This is a genomic window from Candidatus Pelagibacter sp. PS_10_02, from assembly GCF_059418005.1.
In genome coordinates this window covers 999670-1014838 of sequence record NZ_CM182076.1, presented here as the reverse complement: position 1 = coordinate 1014838, position 15169 = coordinate 999670, and the positions used below count along the sequence as shown (strand labels likewise).

Genomic DNA, 15169 nt, shown 5'->3' with positions numbered 1-15169 from the left:
TTAGCTTTTTCCGTATTCACTCCATGAACCATCATAGATTACTGGATTATATTTATTATCTATTAAAGAATAAGCAAGTGCCAAAACAGCAGCAGTAACGCCAGATCCGCATGTAAATACAATGTTTTTATCTAGGCTACATTTTATTGAGCTAAACTTTTGAAAAATTTTTTTTTTATCAATAAAAGTATGATCAGCATTTATAAGTTCAGAAAATGGAAGGCAATAAGAATTATTTATAGAACCACTTTTTAAGCCTTTTCTTGGCTCAGGTACCACACCTTCAAATCTCTCTTTACTTCTTGCATCAATAACTAAAAATTCTTTTGTTAAAATATTTTCATTAATTTGGGCTTTATTTTTTACTAATTCTATTTTTTCATTGGCAGAATAATGAGAAGGTTTGATATTTACTATATCATTTGTAGTAGGTTTTTTTTCATTAACCCATTTTTTTAAACCACCGTCTAATACTTTTATCAAGTTTGGATTATGTCCAAAATAAATGAAATTATACCAACATCTACATGAGCTAATTACATCTGAGTTATCATAAACAATAATCTGATCATCATTTTTAATGCCCATATTTGAAACAATATTCTCCCAAGATTTTTTATCAATTAGCATATGGGGTAGGTCAGTATCTTTTTTTGAATTTTTATCTAAATCAAAATAAATTGCATTTTTTATATGTTGTTTTTTATACTCTTCGAAACCATTTCTTTTGGTTTGAGGCATGTGCCATGAACAATCAATAATTTTTACTTTATCAAGGTTTGCCATCAACCAATCAGTACTTACTAATGACATCTTATCTTTTTTCTAAATACCGTTGATGATATTCTTCAGCTGGACAATAATTTTTCACTAAAGAAATCTTTGTAACTACTTTACCAGATAACCTTGAATTTTCTTTATAAATTATCTGTTTGGCAATTTCTTTTTGCTTATCATTGAGGTAAAAAATTTCACTTCTATATTGTGTACCAAAATCAGGCCCTTGCGAGTTTAATGTTGTTGGATCATGTATTTCAAAAAAATATTCTAAAATTCTTTCATAAGAAATAACGTTTGGGTCAAAATCTAATTTAACGACTTCAGCATGATTGGTATTTCCTTCACAAACTTCTCTATAATTTGTTTCCTTTTTGTCACCACCACAATATCCAACTTCAGTTTTTATAATACCTTCGAGTTTACTAAATTTTATCTCAGGCCCCCAAAAACATCCTAATCCTAAAACAGCTATTTCCATTGATTATCCTTTAATTTGATCTACAAATTATTCCTATGTTAACTAAAAATCAATTAGGTTTATTGTACATGTTTTTGTCTGTTTGTACTTTTTCTATAATGGATTTGCTTGTAAAATGGTCAGGGGATTACCCTACTGGACAAGTTCTCTTCTTTAGAGGTTTTTTTGGTCTCCTCCCTACTTACTTTTTAATACCAAGGGATCAATTAAGAACTTTTTATAAAACCAAAAGACCCACTGAACATATTTTTAGATGTGTTATGGGTTTAATTGCACTAGTTGCGATAGTAATAGCATTGAGAGAACTACCTCTTGCTGTAGTGGTAAGTCTTTCTTATGCTGCTCCACTCTTTATTACTATTTTATCAATTTTTTTATTAAGTGAAAAAGTTGGTATTTTTAGATGGGCAGCAGTTATTGTGGGCTTTATTGGAGTGGTTGTAATTTCTGAACCAGGGTTTATTGAAATGAATTTTCTTTATTTTCTACCAATAATTTTTTGCATTGGAATGGCATTTGTAACTATCACAATTCGAAAATTATCTACAACAGAGCCAATTTGGCTTATTTCTATTTTTTTTACAATTACAATATCTCTTGCAGGCTTAGCAACAATTCCATTGGGCTGGATAATGCCTAATTTTCAAGATTTTATTCTTTTAGCTTTAATTGGAGTTACTGGAGGTACTGCAAATTTATTACTAACTCAATCCTATAAGCTCTCTGAAGTATCTTTGGTTGCTCCACTAAAATATTTGTCATTAGTTTTTGCTATATTTTTTGGTTACATGATGTGGAATGAGATACCAACTTTTAAAACATTAATTGGCGCATCACTAGTAATAATATCTTCCCTTGTAATTTTTAGAAGGGAAATTTACTATAAACAAAAAATACCTTCAAACATCAGACATGACTAAAACTCCAATATATTGGAATAATGCTAAAAAATATTTATCTAAAAAGGATAAAATTATGAAAAAGTTAATAATCAAATATAAGTCTCCATCTGAAACCATACTCACTTCCAGAAAAGATATTTTTTTTTCATTATGTAAAAGTATTATTGGACAACAGATAAGTGTTATGGCGGCAAACTCAGTTTTTTTAAAATTTAAAAAAAGATGTAAAAATAAAATAACGGCAAAAACAATTTCCAAATTATCAGTTACACAGCTTAAAAGTTGTGGTTTGAGCAGACTAAAAGCCATAGGAATTAAAAGTTTAGCAAAACAAACCCTTGATAAATCATTTAATCCAAAATTAATTCCAAAAATGTCTGATGAGGAAGCTATTGTCTATTTGTCTAACTTAAGACAAATAGGTAGATGGTCAGCAGAAATGATTTTATTGTTTACTTATAATCGTTCGAATATTTGGCCAATTCAAGATATTGGACTTCTTAGAGCAATTTCAAAAAATTATAAAAAAAAATATTTTCCACCAGAATCTTATGTAAGATTATTGAATAAAAGATTTACACCTTATTGTTCCGTTGCTACCTGGTATCTATGGAGAAGTATTGATCCAGAGCCTATTCAATATTAACACCCTCTATAATTTGTAAATTTCTTTCAGTGGTATCTTTTGCTAAAGCCCATCCAGCTTGATATTCTTTTGAGTCATGACATTTGATAGCTTGCTCATAGCTTGGAAATTCCCAAATGACAGTCCTTGGATAATCCTCACCTTCTAGGGTTTGAAATTTTCCACCTCTAACCAGTGGTTTTCCACCATAATTTTTTAAAATTTCTGTAACTTTTGTTCCATAATTTTTAATATTTTCTTGGCTTCCTATTTTTTTGTACAAAGCTATCCAGTATACTTTCATATTAGTCCATCCATTTTTTAAGTTTATTTTTATTTTCTTGAATAAATTGAGGCAATTTATTTAAATCATATTTTTCTAGTATTTTTCTTTTTTCATCACCATACTTCTTTGACTTTTTATCACCAAACATATCATAAATTGTTTTGTTACTTTTAATTAATTCTTTTATTTTATTACTACCAAGCTCTTCAACCTCATAGTCTCTATGATGTAAATATGATTTTAATTTTAATTCAATATCTTCAGCGTCTTTAATATTTGAAAAATGCCAACCTCCATTTTTTATATAAATTTTATTGATATATTTATTTTTAGAAAAAAATGTATCTATACGCCAGAAAGGATATTTTTTATTTTTAATATTTCTTAGCCACTGAGGACTTTGCAGATCTTTTTTTCTACAAGCTTTTGTTCCAAACCATTTAAAATTTGTAAGGTACCTGTTAAATTTATAGTAAAATATTTCTTGCTCAAACATGATAATTTGATTTTTTATTTTTGATAAATTTATTGAATTAAAGTTTGGTATTTCATCCACATCAGAAATTAATATTAGGTCATCATTTTTTGCTTTTTTTAATCCATTTAATATATGGTTTCTTTGGTCATTTTCTCTCAAATGAGCATTATGTATTAATTTGTAGGATTTTATACTTTCATTATCTGTTTCATTTAATTTAGAAATTTGATCAGGTTCATTTTTATGCTGTATATAAATAATCTTATCTTTAAATTTATTAAATTTTTTAATGTCAAATTTTAACTGTCTTTTAACACCATTATGATAAAATTGACTTTCAACTATTACAAAGAAATCAACGTATTTATCTAGAATATTTAATCTTATATCAAGTAAAAGCTCTTCATCATAAAACATAAAACAATCAAATATTTTCATAATTTTTTTTATTTCTTTTTAAATTCTTTTAATATGATAATAAAATTTATGGCTGACAAATTAATTATCAATTTTGACCAGTATACAAAAATTGTTGAAAAATTAGCAATAGAAATTCATAAAAGTTATAAACCAACAGTATTAGTTGGAATTATGAGAGGTGCAGCACCTATATTGGATATTCTTTCTAGAATTTTAAAATTACCAATCGCTTATATTGTTATCCAGAGCTATTCAGGAAAAGGAATGGAGGACAAACAAGGTCAATTAATGTTTTCTAGAGAGATCAGTTCTTTAGCAGAAAATAAAGATTTTGATAAAGTGTTATTAGTTGATGATCTTTCAGATACTGGTCTAACTCTAAATAAAAGCATTGAATGGTTGAAAAAATATGAACCAACAAAAAATTATATTAATGAAGTTAAAACCGCCTGCTTGTGGAAGAAAAAATCTTCTACATTTGAGCCTGATTTTTGTCCAGTAAAATTAGATTCTGATCCATGGATTGTTCAGCCAACTGAACATTATGAAGAATTATCTATGGAAGAAATAATTAAGAGAAATAAATAGGGCTGGAATTAATCCAGCCCTAAAAATTATATTTTAAGCAACTACAAAGCTAATAAAACTTAGTATTGCAATAACCCATATTGCTGGAGAAGTTGAAGAAAACTTACCAGTAAATAATCTGATTAATGCATAAGATACAAAAGCTAAAGCAATACCATTACTAATACTGTATGTTAGTGGCATAGCTATCATTGCAAGAATAGCAGGGGCTGCTTCACCAATATCATCCCATTCAATATCAGTTATGTTTCTAACAAAAAGAACAGAAACAAATAATAAGGCTGCACCATCAATTTGCTTAGGTAAACTTGTTGCTAAAGGAGCAAAGAATATGCAGGCTAAAAATAGTAGACCAATTACTAAAGAGGTCATTCCTGTTTTTCCACCAGCTTTTACACCAGCTCCAGATTCAACATAACTTGTAACAGTTGTTGTTCCCATCATTGCACCAGCAACGGTTCCAACACTGTCGGCCATCATTGCTTTTTCTATGTCTTGAACTTTTCCATTTTTATCAACCTTGCCAGCAACGTTAGCTACAGAAGTCAATGTTCCTGCGGTATCAAAAAAATCAACAAATAATAAAGTAAATACAACAGTTGTCATACCTGCTGTTAATGCTGCTGATAAATCAAAATCAAATAGATAAGTCATTGGAGGGGGTGAGCTTGCAATCCCATTAAATTTAGCAAGTCCAGTAGCCCATGCAATTATACTAAATAATAAAATTCCAATTATAATGTTTCCTTTAATTTTCATTTTTTCAAGAACCACCATTAAAATAAATGCAGCACAACCTAATAGAACAAGTGGATCACTTAAGTTACCTAGTTGAACTAATGTGACTGGGTTATCAACAACAACTTCCATTATTTGAAGACCAATTATTGCAAGGAATAGTCCAATACCAGCACCAATTCCTAATTTTAAACTTCTTGGAATTGAATTAATTAACCAAGCTCTGATAGGTGTTAAAGAGATGATTAAGAATAAAACTCCCGCAACCAATACAGCACCCAAAGCTTCTTGAGGCGTATAGCCCATTCCAGCACAAACACCAAATGCAACAAACGCATTAATTCCCATACCAGGAGCCAAACCTATTGGCCATGTTTTTCCATAAAATGCCATTATGAAACAAGCAAGTGCTGTAGCAACAATTGTTGCCGTATAAACTGCGCCAAATTCGAAGAAACCTTTTTCTGGTCCAGCAAATTCACCTGATAATATAAATGGATTTAAAAACATGATGTAGGCCATTGTCAAAAATGTTGTTACACCAGCTATTACTTCTGTTTTAAAATCTGTCTTGTGTTTTTTGTAGTTAAAATATTTATCTAACATTTATCCTCCTAAGATTATGTTAGATTAATATTAGAATTTTTTTACTAATTCTCTTTAAAACCAAGGTTTATTAACATAATTCAACTTATAAGTTATATTTAAGCCATATTTTTGGTGCTAATATCAATTTATGCAAAAATTAAATTATATTTTAATAAGTTTATTTTTTTTAACCTTAATGAGTAGCTGCCAAACAATTAAAGACAAAACTGATAATATTGTTGAAAAGGAAAATAAAAATCTTAATCAATATCTTGGTATGACGTATGAAAATTTAAAAATTAAAATGGGCAAACCCGATATTGAAGTAATACATGATGAGCCTGAGAGTCCGTTTAAATTAGTATATTACAAATCTAAAAAATATGGAATTCAATGTGATAGACGTTTTGAAATTGACCAAACTGACAGAGTAATTGGTTTTTCTTCTAAAGGATGTTTTTAAAACTTGTAATACTTGCGAGGAAATTCCCCGCAAGTAAGTTTTGAATTATTTAATTTCAATAAGTTTCTTCTTTTTATATTCAGGTACAATTCTTTCACAGGCGATTGTCAAAAGACCATCTTTTAATTCAGCACCATTAACTCTCACATCCTCTGCAATTGTAAATGATCTGGCAAATTGTCTTTGTGAAATACCTTTATGAATAATTTCACCATCATCAGATTTGTTTTCTGATTTATCAACTTGTTTAGTTCTAACAGTTAATAAATTATCCTCAAACTCAACCTCAACATCATTTTTATTAAATCCAGCCAGAGCAACTTCAATAGCGTAATTGTCTTTGCCAGTTTTTCTAATGTTGTAAGGTGGGTAATTGGACTGCATGGTTAACCCTCCATTTCCTAGCATATTTTCAAATTGGTCAAACATATCGTCAAAACCAATTGAAAAAGGTCTTAGAGTGTTAAATATAGATAGATCCCTACTTGTCATAGTTTCCTCCTTTGTTAGCAAGGTTAATTTAGTAAGCCCCATTAGGCGACGTACAGTTGATATTTAGGAACTAGTCTGAAAATTTCAAGATGAGATAATTAAATTTTTTTACAAATTTTTAAGGCAAATGCATAATCTAATGCAATTTCTTCAATAGCACCATCACGCCCAGATTTACCACCATGGCCCGCATTCATTTCAGTTTTTAAAAGTAATAAATTGTTATCGGTTTTATATTCTCTAAGTTTAGCTGTAAATTTTGCTGGCTCATCAAATAAAACTCTATTGTCACTTAAACTAGTTGTTATGAGCATATGAGGATAGTCCATCTTTTTAATATTATTATAAGGTGCGTAAGAATATATATAATCAAAATGATCTTTTTTATCTTTTGCATTACCAAACTCGTCAAACTCTCCAACAGTTAAAGGTAAAGAGTGATCAAGGTTTGTAGTTAAAGAGTCTACAAATGGTACAGCCATTATAATTCCTAAAAAAAGTTCTGGCGCTAGGTTAATTACAGCACCCATAAGAAGCCCCCCAGCAGAACCACCCATCCCAATTATTTTATTTTTTGAAGTATATTTATTTTCAATTAAAAATCTTGCGGAAGCAATATAGTCCTCAAATGTATTTTTTTTGTTAAGTAGTTTTCCATCTTTCCACCATTTCATCCCTCTTTCCATGCCACCTCTTATATGAGCGGTAACCCAAATTATATCTCGATTGATTAAACTTAATTTAGTTGAAGAAAACCCTGGACTCATTGAACTGCCATAAGAGCCATAACCATAGAGTAATAAATGTGCAGATCCATCTAATTTAGTATTTTTATGTCTTGTTATTGTAAGAGGAACCAATTTTCCATCATGAGATTTGCAATCAATTCTTTCAACTATGTAATCATCAGGATTATGACCAGAAGGAATCTCTTGTTCTTTAACTAATTTTTTTTCTTTTGTAGTTAGATTATAAGAATAAACTCTAGACTGTGTTTTTGGTGAAGAATAACTTAAGTATATCTCATCAGTATTTTTATCTCTTTGTTTTAAAGATACACCAGGCACATACACAGTTTCATCAGAAAAAATTAATTCTTCTTCTATTCCTGTATTAATATTTTTAACAAATAATTTATCTAAAGCATCAGATGTTTCAGATCTAATGATCCAGTTTTTTAAAAAAGTTAATCCACCAATTAAAACTTCATCCTTTGCAGATATAAAAGTTTTCCAATTGGGATTTTCTAAACTATCACTAATATCTACTTTAAAATCTTCAGCATTTTCATTAGTGTGATTATAAAATTTGCCATCCCAAGAATTGACAGAATATAAAATTCCTCTTTGTCTTTTTTTTATTAATTTAGGCTTAGGATTTATTTCACTTACTTCAAAGTAATACTGTTCGGAGGTATTATGGTCTGAAGAGCTAATAAAAAAGTATTTATCATCAGAACTCAAACTTATACCAACAGTAAAAGCTTCACTTTTTTCTTCAAATATTAACTGATCTTCTTTGACAGAGGTTCCTAATTTGTGTCGATAAATTTTTCTTGGTCTATGGTTTTCATCAAGCTTTGAATAAAATATATATTTATCATCTAAGCTAAAAGTTATACCGCCAGATGTCTCTTCTATTTTTTCAGTAATTAATTTTTTTGTGTTTATATCTCTAATATATATTGTGTAGTACTCTGAACCCTTTGTATCTATAGAGTATCCTAAATATTTATCATTAAAACTAACTTCTAAATCGCCAACACCAAAATATTCAACGTTAAGTTTTTCTTTTTCTTCATCACCATTCCAAATTTCCTCAATATTATTAGTGCCAATTTTTTTTCTTAATTTTATAGAATAATTTCCTTTTGTTGTGGTCTTTGACCAGTATTCATAATCAAAATCTTTAAATGGAAGAGACTCATCATCTAATTTTATTCTACCTTTAATTTCATCAAATAATTTTTTTTGCATTTCTTTGGTGTCAGACAAGTGAAAATCAGTATATGAATTTTCTTCTTCAAGATATTTTCTAACCTCTGGATTAAGTTTTGTATTATCTTTTAGAACTTCTAGAATGTCTGCCTGATGAATCCAGCTATAGTTATCTTCCCAACTGACATTGTGACACGTTTTTATTTCTGATTTTTTTTTGAGTTGTGGTATTTTCATGAAGACAAATTAAATATATGAATATTATTATATATATACTAGTTTTTTTAGGAATTATTTATCTTTTATTAAAATTTTTAGCCAATGCTTCTTCTAAAAAAATATCAAAACATTTAAGAAAATTAATTTTTATTGGATCAATTATCTTGGCTATAATTCTATTCATAGGTGGAAAATTTTTACTAAGTGTGCCTTTGACCCTTTTGAGTTTGGCTGTAGTTAAATTAAAAGGTCTTTCAATATTTCAATTAATTGGATTATTTAGACTTATTCAAACTCTTAGAAGATCAGGAAGATTTTCGTTTAATCAAAATCAAAATATTAAGAATCATTCAACATTGTCACTAGAAGAGGCTTACAAAATATTAAATCTAGATATTCATAAAAGAGTAACAAAAGATGATGTTCAAAAAGCTCATATCAAGATTCAAAAAAAAATTCATCCTGATATTTCCCCAGAAACAGCCAGACTATCTTCAATTGTAAATGAAGCGAAGGATCTAGTCTTAAAAAATATTTCTTAATTTAAAATCTGTTTTAATTGACTAAAAATTTTTATTGGATTGATTTTATCTTTACCTAAAGTGTTATGTGTTACAAAGCTTTCTCCATCTGGCAGAATTGGGTACATCAGGGTATTATAACTTCCATATACTAATGGCGTGTCTGCCATTAAAACAATTGTTTTAATACCAAGACCCGAAGAAAGATGACTGAAACTTGAGTCATTACAAATAGAAATGTCACAATTTTTAATTATTCCTAAAATTTCATAAATGTCTAGATCATCTAAAGGAATACATTTATCCTTAAATTCTGAATTCAATATTTCTTTTAGAACTTCTTGTTCATCTTGATTTTTACCAGTGGCTAAAAAAAATTTACAACGAAGAGTATTAGATGTTAGTCGAATAAGCTCTATAAATGTTTTAGCAGGAATTCTTTTTGTTGGACCCGATCCTCCAATACCAAGTAAAATATTTTTTTCATCATTTTTAATTCTAAATTTTAGTTTTGCTTCAAAAATAGATTTTTCATTAAGTAAAATTTTCGGATTTTCTTGTATATCTATATTTAATTTTTTTTTTAAAAGTTTTTTCGGGGCATCAATAATATTTTGTTCTTTTTTGTTAAACAAAGGGTATTGATAAACATTCTTGATTCCAGCAAATTTTGCAATCAAATTAAACCTTAATGATGAATTAAAAATAAAAATTTTATCAAATTTGTATTCCTTTAGCTCCCTTACTAATTTAAAAAAACCTTTAAAGCCTTGATGCTCAGCATTTTTTTGTTTATTACCCTGTTTTAGAATTATTATTTTATCTATTGACTTATCATCTTTTAAAATTTTTTCAGCTTTTGAACTTTCTTTAACAAGGATGTTAACAGGTGTATTGAATTTTTTAGATATAGCATTTATAAATGGCAAATAGATTACCATATCTCCAATCCCCATTTTATTTTGTACTATTAAAATTTTCATATTAGGCTTTTATACCTTTACTAAACTTTTTTTTTATATAAATTTTAGTTATGGGTAAAATTAAGGGTATTTATGCAGCTTCAATGTCAGTTCTTAACGATGATTTAAGTCTAAATATTGAAAAAACTATTGCCCATGCTGAAAAAATCATAGATCAGGGATGCCATGGAGTTGCAATTTTTGGAAGCACTGGTCAAGCACAACTTATTCCAATTAGTGAAAAAATTAGTTTATTAAATAAATTATCAAAAAGTGTTTATAAAGATAAATACTTAATTGGAACTGGTCTTAATTCTTTAAATGAAACTATAAATTTAATGAAGATTGCCAATTCTTTAAAATTTAATGAATTTTTAATAATGCCTCCTGCTTATTATAAGTATGGTGATAGTGAAGTAGTTGAATTTTATTCAAGATTAATAGATGCTGTGCCAGATAGTAGGATTGTTTTATATAATTTTGAAAAATTGTGTGGATATAAATTTAGCATCAGTTGTGTTGAAAAACTTGTTGAAAAATTTCCAAAACAAATAATTGGAGTAAAAGATAGCTCATATAACCTTTATGAAAATTTGAAAATTGATAATTTTTCTGTCATGCCAGGATCAGAATTGAAACTTTTAAGAGGACTTGAGAATGGATGTGATGGTATAATTACTGCAACTTGCAATGTCACAGCTAATTTAGCTAGAAAAGTTTATGATGATTTCATTAAAAAAGAAAAGCAAACAGTCAATGAAACTCTATGTAAAGTTAGAAGTGTATTTGACCAATATAATTTAATTTCCGGATTACATTCATTGATTTCTGATCAAGACGATAATTATAAAAATGTTATACCCCCTATGAGTCTTTTAAATGAAAAAGAAAAAAAACAACTTGTTGATGATCTTAATAAGCTCAATTTTAAATTAGAAGCATTAGAGGCAGCTTAAATGCAATTAGCAAGATTTTTAAATAATATTTTTAAAAAGGATGGCTTTGTATTAATTGATGCTTTTTCTAATAAATATATAATAGGCACACCATTTAACAAGGACCCTATAGTTGTTAGACTACTAAATAAAAAACTACACTATAAACTATTATTTTATCCAGATTTATATTTTGGAGAGGCTTATGCTGAAGGAGATATTGAGATTGAAAATGGATCTTTGACTGATTTTTTAAATATCGCATTAATGAATATTGGCAGAACAGATATAAATATATTTAATAAAATTTTAAATAAATTAAGAGGATCTTATAGATATTTAACTAATTTTAATTTTATAAAAAAATCTAAAATGAATGTTGCTCATCATTATGATATTTCTGATGAGTTATATGAGCTATTTCTTGATCCAAAAAAACAATACTCATGTGCTTATTTTAAGAATGAAGATGATACTTTAGAAACTGCGCAAAATAACAAAATTAATCATATCATAAAAAAATTAAATATTAAGTCTGGTCAAAGGATACTCGATATAGGAAGTGGTTGGGGTTCTCTCGCTATCGATATTGCTAAAAGTATAGATTGTGATGTTACAGGAATTACGCTTTCAGAAAATCAATATAATTTTAGTTTAAAAAAGATTAAGGATTTAGGTTTAGAAAAAAAGGTTCGTTTCAAATTATTAGATTACCGACAAATTAATGATAAATTTGATAGAGTGGTAAGTGTAGGTATGTTTGAGCATGTTGGCCGTAAATATTATAAAAAATTTTTTGATCAGATATTTAATTTACTAGACGAAAATGGAGTAGCAATAGTTCATACTATAGGCTCAGTTGATCCCCCAAGAGACCCTCAGCCATGGATTAATAAGTATATATTCCCAGGAGGGTACACACCAAGCATGAGTGAGATGACAAAACCAATAGAAAAATCAGGCTTAATTGTATCTGATGTTGAGGTTTTAAAGCTTCATTACTCATTAACTTTAAGACATTGGAAAGAAAGGTTTTTAAGCAATAAGAATAAAGTAATATCGATGTTTGATGAAAAATTTTTTAGAATGTGGGAGTTCTACTTAACATCTTGTGAGATTGCTTTCAAATATGGTGATCAGGTAGTTTACCAGTTTCAACTAGCTAAAAATTACACTTCAACACCTTCTACAAGAGACTATATTTATCAGTAATTAATTGATAAATCTAATCTTTTTAAAGTATGAAAAAAATAAAAAAAAAAAATATCAAAAACAAACCTTCAAAAAAAAATAAGGTAAAAAAAGGTATTAAGAAAAAATATAAAAACTTAAAAAAAAAGAAAAAAATTAATAACAAAAAAAAAATAAAAAATATTTCAAAAAAATTTATTAAAAAACAAAAATTTAGTTATAAAAAAAAAATAAGCCTTGTTTCACAAATAGTTAAGTTTCAACAATCTTTAAAGCCAGAATTTAATTTTAAAATTAATTTTAGTTTAGAAAAATATATACAAGCTTTTTTTGATGGCATAGCTAATAGAATAGTTGAATATAAGATTTTAAAAGCTGAAGAAAAAAAAAGAAAAAAAATAGAAGAAATTGAAAAAAAAGAAAAAGAAAAACTATTAATTCAAAAACAAAAAATTAAAGAAGAGGAAGAACAAACCAAACTTAAGGAGAAAGCTTTAAAGGAAGAGGCTAGACTTGAGAAAGAAAGAGCAAGAGATATAAAGTTATTTTTACGAAAGGAACAAGTATTAATAAGAATTGAACATGCTGAAAGACAAAAACAATTTTTAAAACAGTTACAGCTAGATAAGCAAATTGAAAAATTCAGAATAAGAGAAATTAAAGAATTAGAAAAACTTGAAAAAATTTCATTAAAGGAAAAAAGAGATGATTATACAGGCCTTCAGGCAAGAATAGAAAAATTAAAAGATAAATATAGAATTATACGAGATCAAAAAATTAGAGAAAGAGTAGAGGCTTTAGGTGTTGAAATTCAAGGTAATGAAGATAGAGAAACTCTACTTCAAAAAGAAAGAGACTATAAAATTGCTAGACAAAAAATTGAACTATCTCTTGAGAGCTTCTATAGAAGTGCAAGTAGTTTGGTTTTCCAACTTAACAAAAGACATATTACAAGACATATGTCTATTTTTAGATGTATTGACCAAAGATTTGAAACGGGAGAAATATTTATCAAATGGGATGAAGCTCCAGATGAAGAATGGTTGTTATTAATTTATATAAAGAATAATTCTCCAGATGAAGGAATTGTTATTGAAGATAAATCAAATCCAGAAAAAAATATCTCTCATGAATTTAAGGCCAATGAAATATTTAAAGCATCAGACTTAATGGTAGATTCATTAACTCAATTAATTTCGAGAATAAGGGCTAAAAAAGATTAAATTAAACACTTTCTTCGTTAATAAGCCTTTGAATTTCAGGTATTAGTTTTTGATTTTTAAATGTAGGATGAAATTTTAATGCTTCTTCAATACTTTTAATCGCTTTTTCATACTTTTTTAAATTTATATAAATTCTTGCTTGTCCAGATAAAGCTCCAAAATGCCTAGGTTCTATACTTAAAACTTTATCAATGTCACTTAAAGACTCTGTAAACTGACTCATTAAAAAATATACAGTTGCTCTTTTATTCCATGCTTCAGACCACTCAGGATCACTATCTATGACATTACTAAAAACTTTCAGTGCATAATTATAATCTCCATATTGCATAAGCTCTGTTCCTAATTCTAATTTTTGAGTTAATTCCGTATTATTTGGATGTTCGTTCCAAATATCCCAGATCTTTCTTTCCAGTAACTCAGCAGTTTTTGGGTTAGTAACATCTCTAAGTTGATCGAATAGATTATTTAGAATTTTTTTTTCTGCAAAACTAGTAGAATAAGAAAGGTTTAAAAATAATATAACTAATATTAAAACTCTCATTTGCAAAAGATATTTTATTCAATATTTATTCTCAAGAATAAAAAAACCTAATTTCTACTTTAAAAGCTGGTTTTTATTTTTTAGGAATAAAAAAAATGCAACAATTTCATAAAAAAATGAAAATAAATTAAAGATTATAGGTTTTTTTAAAACTTTGTAGAGAAATCTATATTTAGGAATATTTTTCCAGATTAATAAGAAAGCTTCTGCACCCTCAATAACATTTTCACCATCTTTAATATGAAGTCTTCTTAAAAGACTTTTTGCATCTTTCTGAGTTTCTATTTCTGCTGTTTCATTGTCTGTGATATCAACCCATTCAATATTTTTTATGTTTTGTTTTTTATACAGATTAATCTCTGTTCGGCAAATTTTACAGGAATTATTAAAATACACTTTCACGAATTATTTATTTTCTTTCCAAGCCTTAATTCCACCTGTCATATTTTTTACATTCTTTATTCCCATTTCTTGCATCGTTTTTGTTGCAAGACTACTTTGGCCACCAAGACCACAAAAAACTATATATTCTTTATCAGGGTTGTTTTTAAAATTTTCATTTTCTAAAGGACTACCTTCTGCTAAATAAAATTCAAGCAAGCCTCTTTCAAGATTAATTGCATTTCCTATAGTCCCTGAATCAAAACTACTTTTGTCCCTAACATCAATAAATTGAACATTTGGGTCCTTTAATTTTTCTCTTGCTTCATCTACAGAGATATTAGTTATTTCATTGGAAACGCTCATTAATTCATCAAATTTTTTCATTTTATCCTTATTTTGTTAAAAATAAAATTAC

At 27.8% G+C, this 15169-nt stretch carries 19 protein-coding genes; 8 read left to right on the top strand and 11 right to left on the bottom strand.

Annotated elements, in window-relative coordinates; all coding sequences use genetic code 11:
- Positions 1 to 813, bottom strand: a complete 813-nt coding sequence (locus tag AC5SL1_RS05580; RefSeq protein ID WP_494599402.1) for a rhodanese-like domain-containing protein — start codon at positions 811 to 813, stop codon at positions 1 to 3.
- Between the two features lies 1 nt (position 814).
- Complete coding sequence (msrA, locus tag AC5SL1_RS05575) at positions 815 to 1258, bottom strand: peptide-methionine (S)-S-oxide reductase MsrA (protein ID WP_494599401.1); 444 nt, start codon at positions 1256 to 1258, stop codon at positions 815 to 817.
- A gap of 35 nt (positions 1259 to 1293) precedes the next feature.
- On the opposite strand from msrA, the gene AC5SL1_RS05570 reads away from it, so the two are divergent.
- Both AC5SL1_RS05570 and AC5SL1_RS05565 read left to right on the top strand, forming a co-directional pair.
- Positions 1294 to 2178 carry a DMT family transporter gene (locus AC5SL1_RS05570; protein WP_494599400.1) on the top strand — a complete coding sequence of 295 codons (885 nt, stop codon included), beginning with the start codon at positions 1294 to 1296 and terminating at the stop codon, positions 2176 to 2178.
- Complete coding sequence (locus AC5SL1_RS05565; protein ID WP_494599399.1) at positions 2171 to 2806, top strand: DNA-3-methyladenine glycosylase family protein; 636 nt, start codon at positions 2171 to 2173, stop codon at positions 2804 to 2806. The genes AC5SL1_RS05570 and AC5SL1_RS05565 overlap by 8 nt, the downstream gene beginning before the upstream one ends.
- On the opposite strand, the gene AC5SL1_RS05560 is transcribed toward AC5SL1_RS05565, so the two are convergent.
- Both AC5SL1_RS05560 and AC5SL1_RS05555 read right to left on the bottom strand, forming a co-directional pair.
- Positions 2793 to 3089, bottom strand: coding sequence for a DUF1330 domain-containing protein (locus AC5SL1_RS05560; RefSeq protein ID WP_494599398.1), 297 nt, complete (start codon positions 3087 to 3089; stop codon positions 2793 to 2795). The genes AC5SL1_RS05565 and AC5SL1_RS05560 overlap by 14 nt on opposite strands.
- Before the next feature lies 1 nt (position 3090).
- Positions 3091 to 3987: a glycosyltransferase family 17 protein gene (locus AC5SL1_RS05555; RefSeq protein ID WP_494599396.1), complete on the bottom strand. Its 897-nt coding sequence runs from the start codon at positions 3985 to 3987 to the stop codon at positions 3091 to 3093.
- Positions 3988 to 4020: 33 nt separating this feature from the next.
- Between AC5SL1_RS05555 and AC5SL1_RS05550 the strand changes: the two genes are divergently transcribed.
- A complete protein-coding gene (locus tag AC5SL1_RS05550) occupies positions 4021 to 4557 on the top strand; it encodes a phosphoribosyltransferase (protein WP_494599395.1) in 537 nt (178 codons plus the stop codon).
- A gap of 33 nt (positions 4558 to 4590) precedes the next feature.
- On the opposite strand, the gene AC5SL1_RS05545 is transcribed toward AC5SL1_RS05550, so the two are convergent.
- Positions 4591 to 5901 (bottom strand): NCS2 family permease, encoded by a 1311-nt coding sequence (locus AC5SL1_RS05545; protein WP_494599394.1) that lies wholly within the window; start codon positions 5899 to 5901, stop codon positions 4591 to 4593.
- Between the two features lie 178 nt (positions 5902 to 6079).
- On the opposite strand from AC5SL1_RS05545, the gene AC5SL1_RS05540 reads away from it, so the two are divergent.
- Positions 6080 to 6346 carry a hypothetical protein gene (locus AC5SL1_RS05540; protein WP_494599393.1) on the top strand — a complete coding sequence of 89 codons (267 nt, stop codon included), beginning with the start codon at positions 6080 to 6082 and terminating at the stop codon, positions 6344 to 6346.
- 45 nt (positions 6347 to 6391) lie between these two features.
- Here the strand turns inward: AC5SL1_RS05540 and AC5SL1_RS05535 are convergent, their stop codons facing one another.
- Positions 6392 to 6838 (bottom strand): Hsp20 family protein, encoded by a 447-nt coding sequence (locus AC5SL1_RS05535; RefSeq protein ID WP_494600296.1) that lies wholly within the window; start codon positions 6836 to 6838, stop codon positions 6392 to 6394.
- Between the two features lie 98 nt (positions 6839 to 6936).
- A complete protein-coding gene (locus AC5SL1_RS05530) occupies positions 6937 to 9012 on the bottom strand; it encodes a S9 family peptidase (protein ID WP_494599392.1) in 2076 nt (691 codons plus the stop codon).
- A 17-nt stretch (positions 9013 to 9029) separates the two neighbouring features.
- On the opposite strand from AC5SL1_RS05530, the gene AC5SL1_RS05525 reads away from it, so the two are divergent.
- Positions 9030 to 9536, top strand: coding sequence for a J domain-containing protein (locus AC5SL1_RS05525; protein ID WP_494599391.1), 507 nt, complete (start codon positions 9030 to 9032; stop codon positions 9534 to 9536).
- Here the strand turns inward: AC5SL1_RS05525 and AC5SL1_RS05520 are convergent.
- The gene (locus AC5SL1_RS05520) at positions 9533 to 10498 is read right to left on the bottom strand and encodes a glycosyltransferase family 9 protein (RefSeq protein WP_494599390.1); all 966 of its coding nucleotides are present in this window, start codon (positions 10496 to 10498) and stop codon (positions 9533 to 9535) included. The two genes, AC5SL1_RS05525 and AC5SL1_RS05520, sit on opposite strands and share 4 nt — an antisense overlap.
- A 50-nt stretch (positions 10499 to 10548) precedes the next feature.
- Here AC5SL1_RS05520 and AC5SL1_RS05515 point away from each other — a divergent pair, with 50 nt between their 5' ends.
- The 3 genes from AC5SL1_RS05515 to AC5SL1_RS05505 are packed head-to-tail and all read left to right on the top strand — an operon-like array spanning position 10549 to position 13826.
- Positions 10549 to 11433, top strand: a complete 885-nt coding sequence (locus AC5SL1_RS05515) for a dihydrodipicolinate synthase family protein (RefSeq protein ID WP_494599389.1) — start codon at positions 10549 to 10551, stop codon at positions 11431 to 11433.
- Positions 11434 to 12624, top strand: coding sequence for a class I SAM-dependent methyltransferase (locus AC5SL1_RS05510; RefSeq protein ID WP_494599388.1), 1191 nt, complete (start codon positions 11434 to 11436; stop codon positions 12622 to 12624).
- A 29-nt stretch (positions 12625 to 12653) separates the two neighbouring features.
- Positions 12654 to 13826 carry a hypothetical protein gene (locus tag AC5SL1_RS05505; RefSeq protein WP_494599387.1) on the top strand — a complete coding sequence of 391 codons (1173 nt, stop codon included), beginning with the start codon at positions 12654 to 12656 and terminating at the stop codon, positions 13824 to 13826.
- A gap of 1 nt (position 13827) precedes the next feature.
- On the opposite strand, the gene AC5SL1_RS05500 is transcribed toward AC5SL1_RS05505, so the two are convergent.
- Genes AC5SL1_RS05500 through AC5SL1_RS05490 form a run of 3 tightly spaced genes read right to left on the bottom strand, consistent with a single transcriptional unit; the run spans position 13828 to position 15138 of the window.
- Entirely contained in the window at positions 13828 to 14370 is a 543-nt protein-coding gene (locus AC5SL1_RS05500; RefSeq protein WP_494599386.1) for a tetratricopeptide repeat protein, read from the bottom strand.
- Positions 14371 to 14424: 54 nt separating this feature from the next.
- The gene (locus tag AC5SL1_RS05495) at positions 14425 to 14772 is read right to left on the bottom strand and encodes a thiol-disulfide oxidoreductase DCC family protein (protein ID WP_494599385.1); all 348 of its coding nucleotides are present in this window, start codon (positions 14770 to 14772) and stop codon (positions 14425 to 14427) included.
- Positions 14773 to 14775: 3 nt separating this feature from the next.
- Entirely contained in the window at positions 14776 to 15138 is a 363-nt protein-coding gene (locus AC5SL1_RS05490; RefSeq protein ID WP_494599384.1) for a rhodanese-like domain-containing protein, read from the bottom strand.
- Positions 15139 to 15169: the final 31 nt, after the last annotated feature.

What these genes read in the sequence shown, in the direction of transcription:
- AC5SL1_RS05580 (WP_494599402.1), bottom strand. Translation starts at nt 813, where the DNA reads ATGTCATTAGTAAGTACTGATTGGTTGATGGCAAACCTTGATAAAGTA.
- msrA (WP_494599401.1), bottom strand. Translation starts at nt 1,258, where the DNA reads ATGGAAATAGCTGTTTTAGGATTAGGATGTTTTTGGGGGCCTGAGATA.
- AC5SL1_RS05570 (WP_494599400.1), top strand. Translation starts at nt 1,294, where the DNA reads ATGTTAACTAAAAATCAATTAGGTTTATTGTACATGTTTTTGTCTGTT.
- AC5SL1_RS05565 (WP_494599399.1), top strand. Translation starts at nt 2,171, where the DNA reads ATGACTAAAACTCCAATATATTGGAATAATGCTAAAAAATATTTATCT.
- AC5SL1_RS05560 (WP_494599398.1), bottom strand. Translation starts at nt 3,089, where the DNA reads ATGAAAGTATACTGGATAGCTTTGTACAAAAAAATAGGAAGCCAAGAA.
- AC5SL1_RS05555 (WP_494599396.1), bottom strand. Translation starts at nt 3,987, where the DNA reads ATGAAAATATTTGATTGTTTTATGTTTTATGATGAAGAGCTTTTACTT.
- AC5SL1_RS05550 (WP_494599395.1), top strand. Translation starts at nt 4,021, where the DNA reads ATGATAATAAAATTTATGGCTGACAAATTAATTATCAATTTTGACCAG.
- AC5SL1_RS05545 (WP_494599394.1), bottom strand. Translation starts at nt 5,901, where the DNA reads ATGTTAGATAAATATTTTAACTACAAAAAACACAAGACAGATTTTAAA.
- AC5SL1_RS05540 (WP_494599393.1), top strand. Translation starts at nt 6,080, where the DNA reads ATGAGTAGCTGCCAAACAATTAAAGACAAAACTGATAATATTGTTGAA.
- AC5SL1_RS05535 (WP_494600296.1), bottom strand. Translation starts at nt 6,838, where the DNA reads ATGACAAGTAGGGATCTATCTATATTTAACACTCTAAGACCTTTTTCA.
- AC5SL1_RS05530 (WP_494599392.1), bottom strand. Translation starts at nt 9,012, where the DNA reads ATGAAAATACCACAACTCAAAAAAAAATCAGAAATAAAAACGTGTCAC.
- AC5SL1_RS05525 (WP_494599391.1), top strand. Translation starts at nt 9,030, where the DNA reads ATGAATATTATTATATATATACTAGTTTTTTTAGGAATTATTTATCTT.
- AC5SL1_RS05520 (WP_494599390.1), bottom strand. Translation starts at nt 10,498, where the DNA reads ATGAAAATTTTAATAGTACAAAATAAAATGGGGATTGGAGATATGGTA.
- AC5SL1_RS05515 (WP_494599389.1), top strand. Translation starts at nt 10,549, where the DNA reads ATGGGTAAAATTAAGGGTATTTATGCAGCTTCAATGTCAGTTCTTAAC.
- AC5SL1_RS05510 (WP_494599388.1), top strand. Translation starts at nt 11,434, where the DNA reads ATGCAATTAGCAAGATTTTTAAATAATATTTTTAAAAAGGATGGCTTT.
- AC5SL1_RS05505 (WP_494599387.1), top strand. Translation starts at nt 12,654, where the DNA reads ATGAAAAAAATAAAAAAAAAAAATATCAAAAACAAACCTTCAAAAAAA.
- AC5SL1_RS05500 (WP_494599386.1), bottom strand. Translation starts at nt 14,370, where the DNA reads ATGAGAGTTTTAATATTAGTTATATTATTTTTAAACCTTTCTTATTCT.
- AC5SL1_RS05490 (WP_494599384.1), bottom strand. Translation starts at nt 15,138, where the DNA reads ATGAAAAAATTTGATGAATTAATGAGCGTTTCCAATGAAATAACTAAT.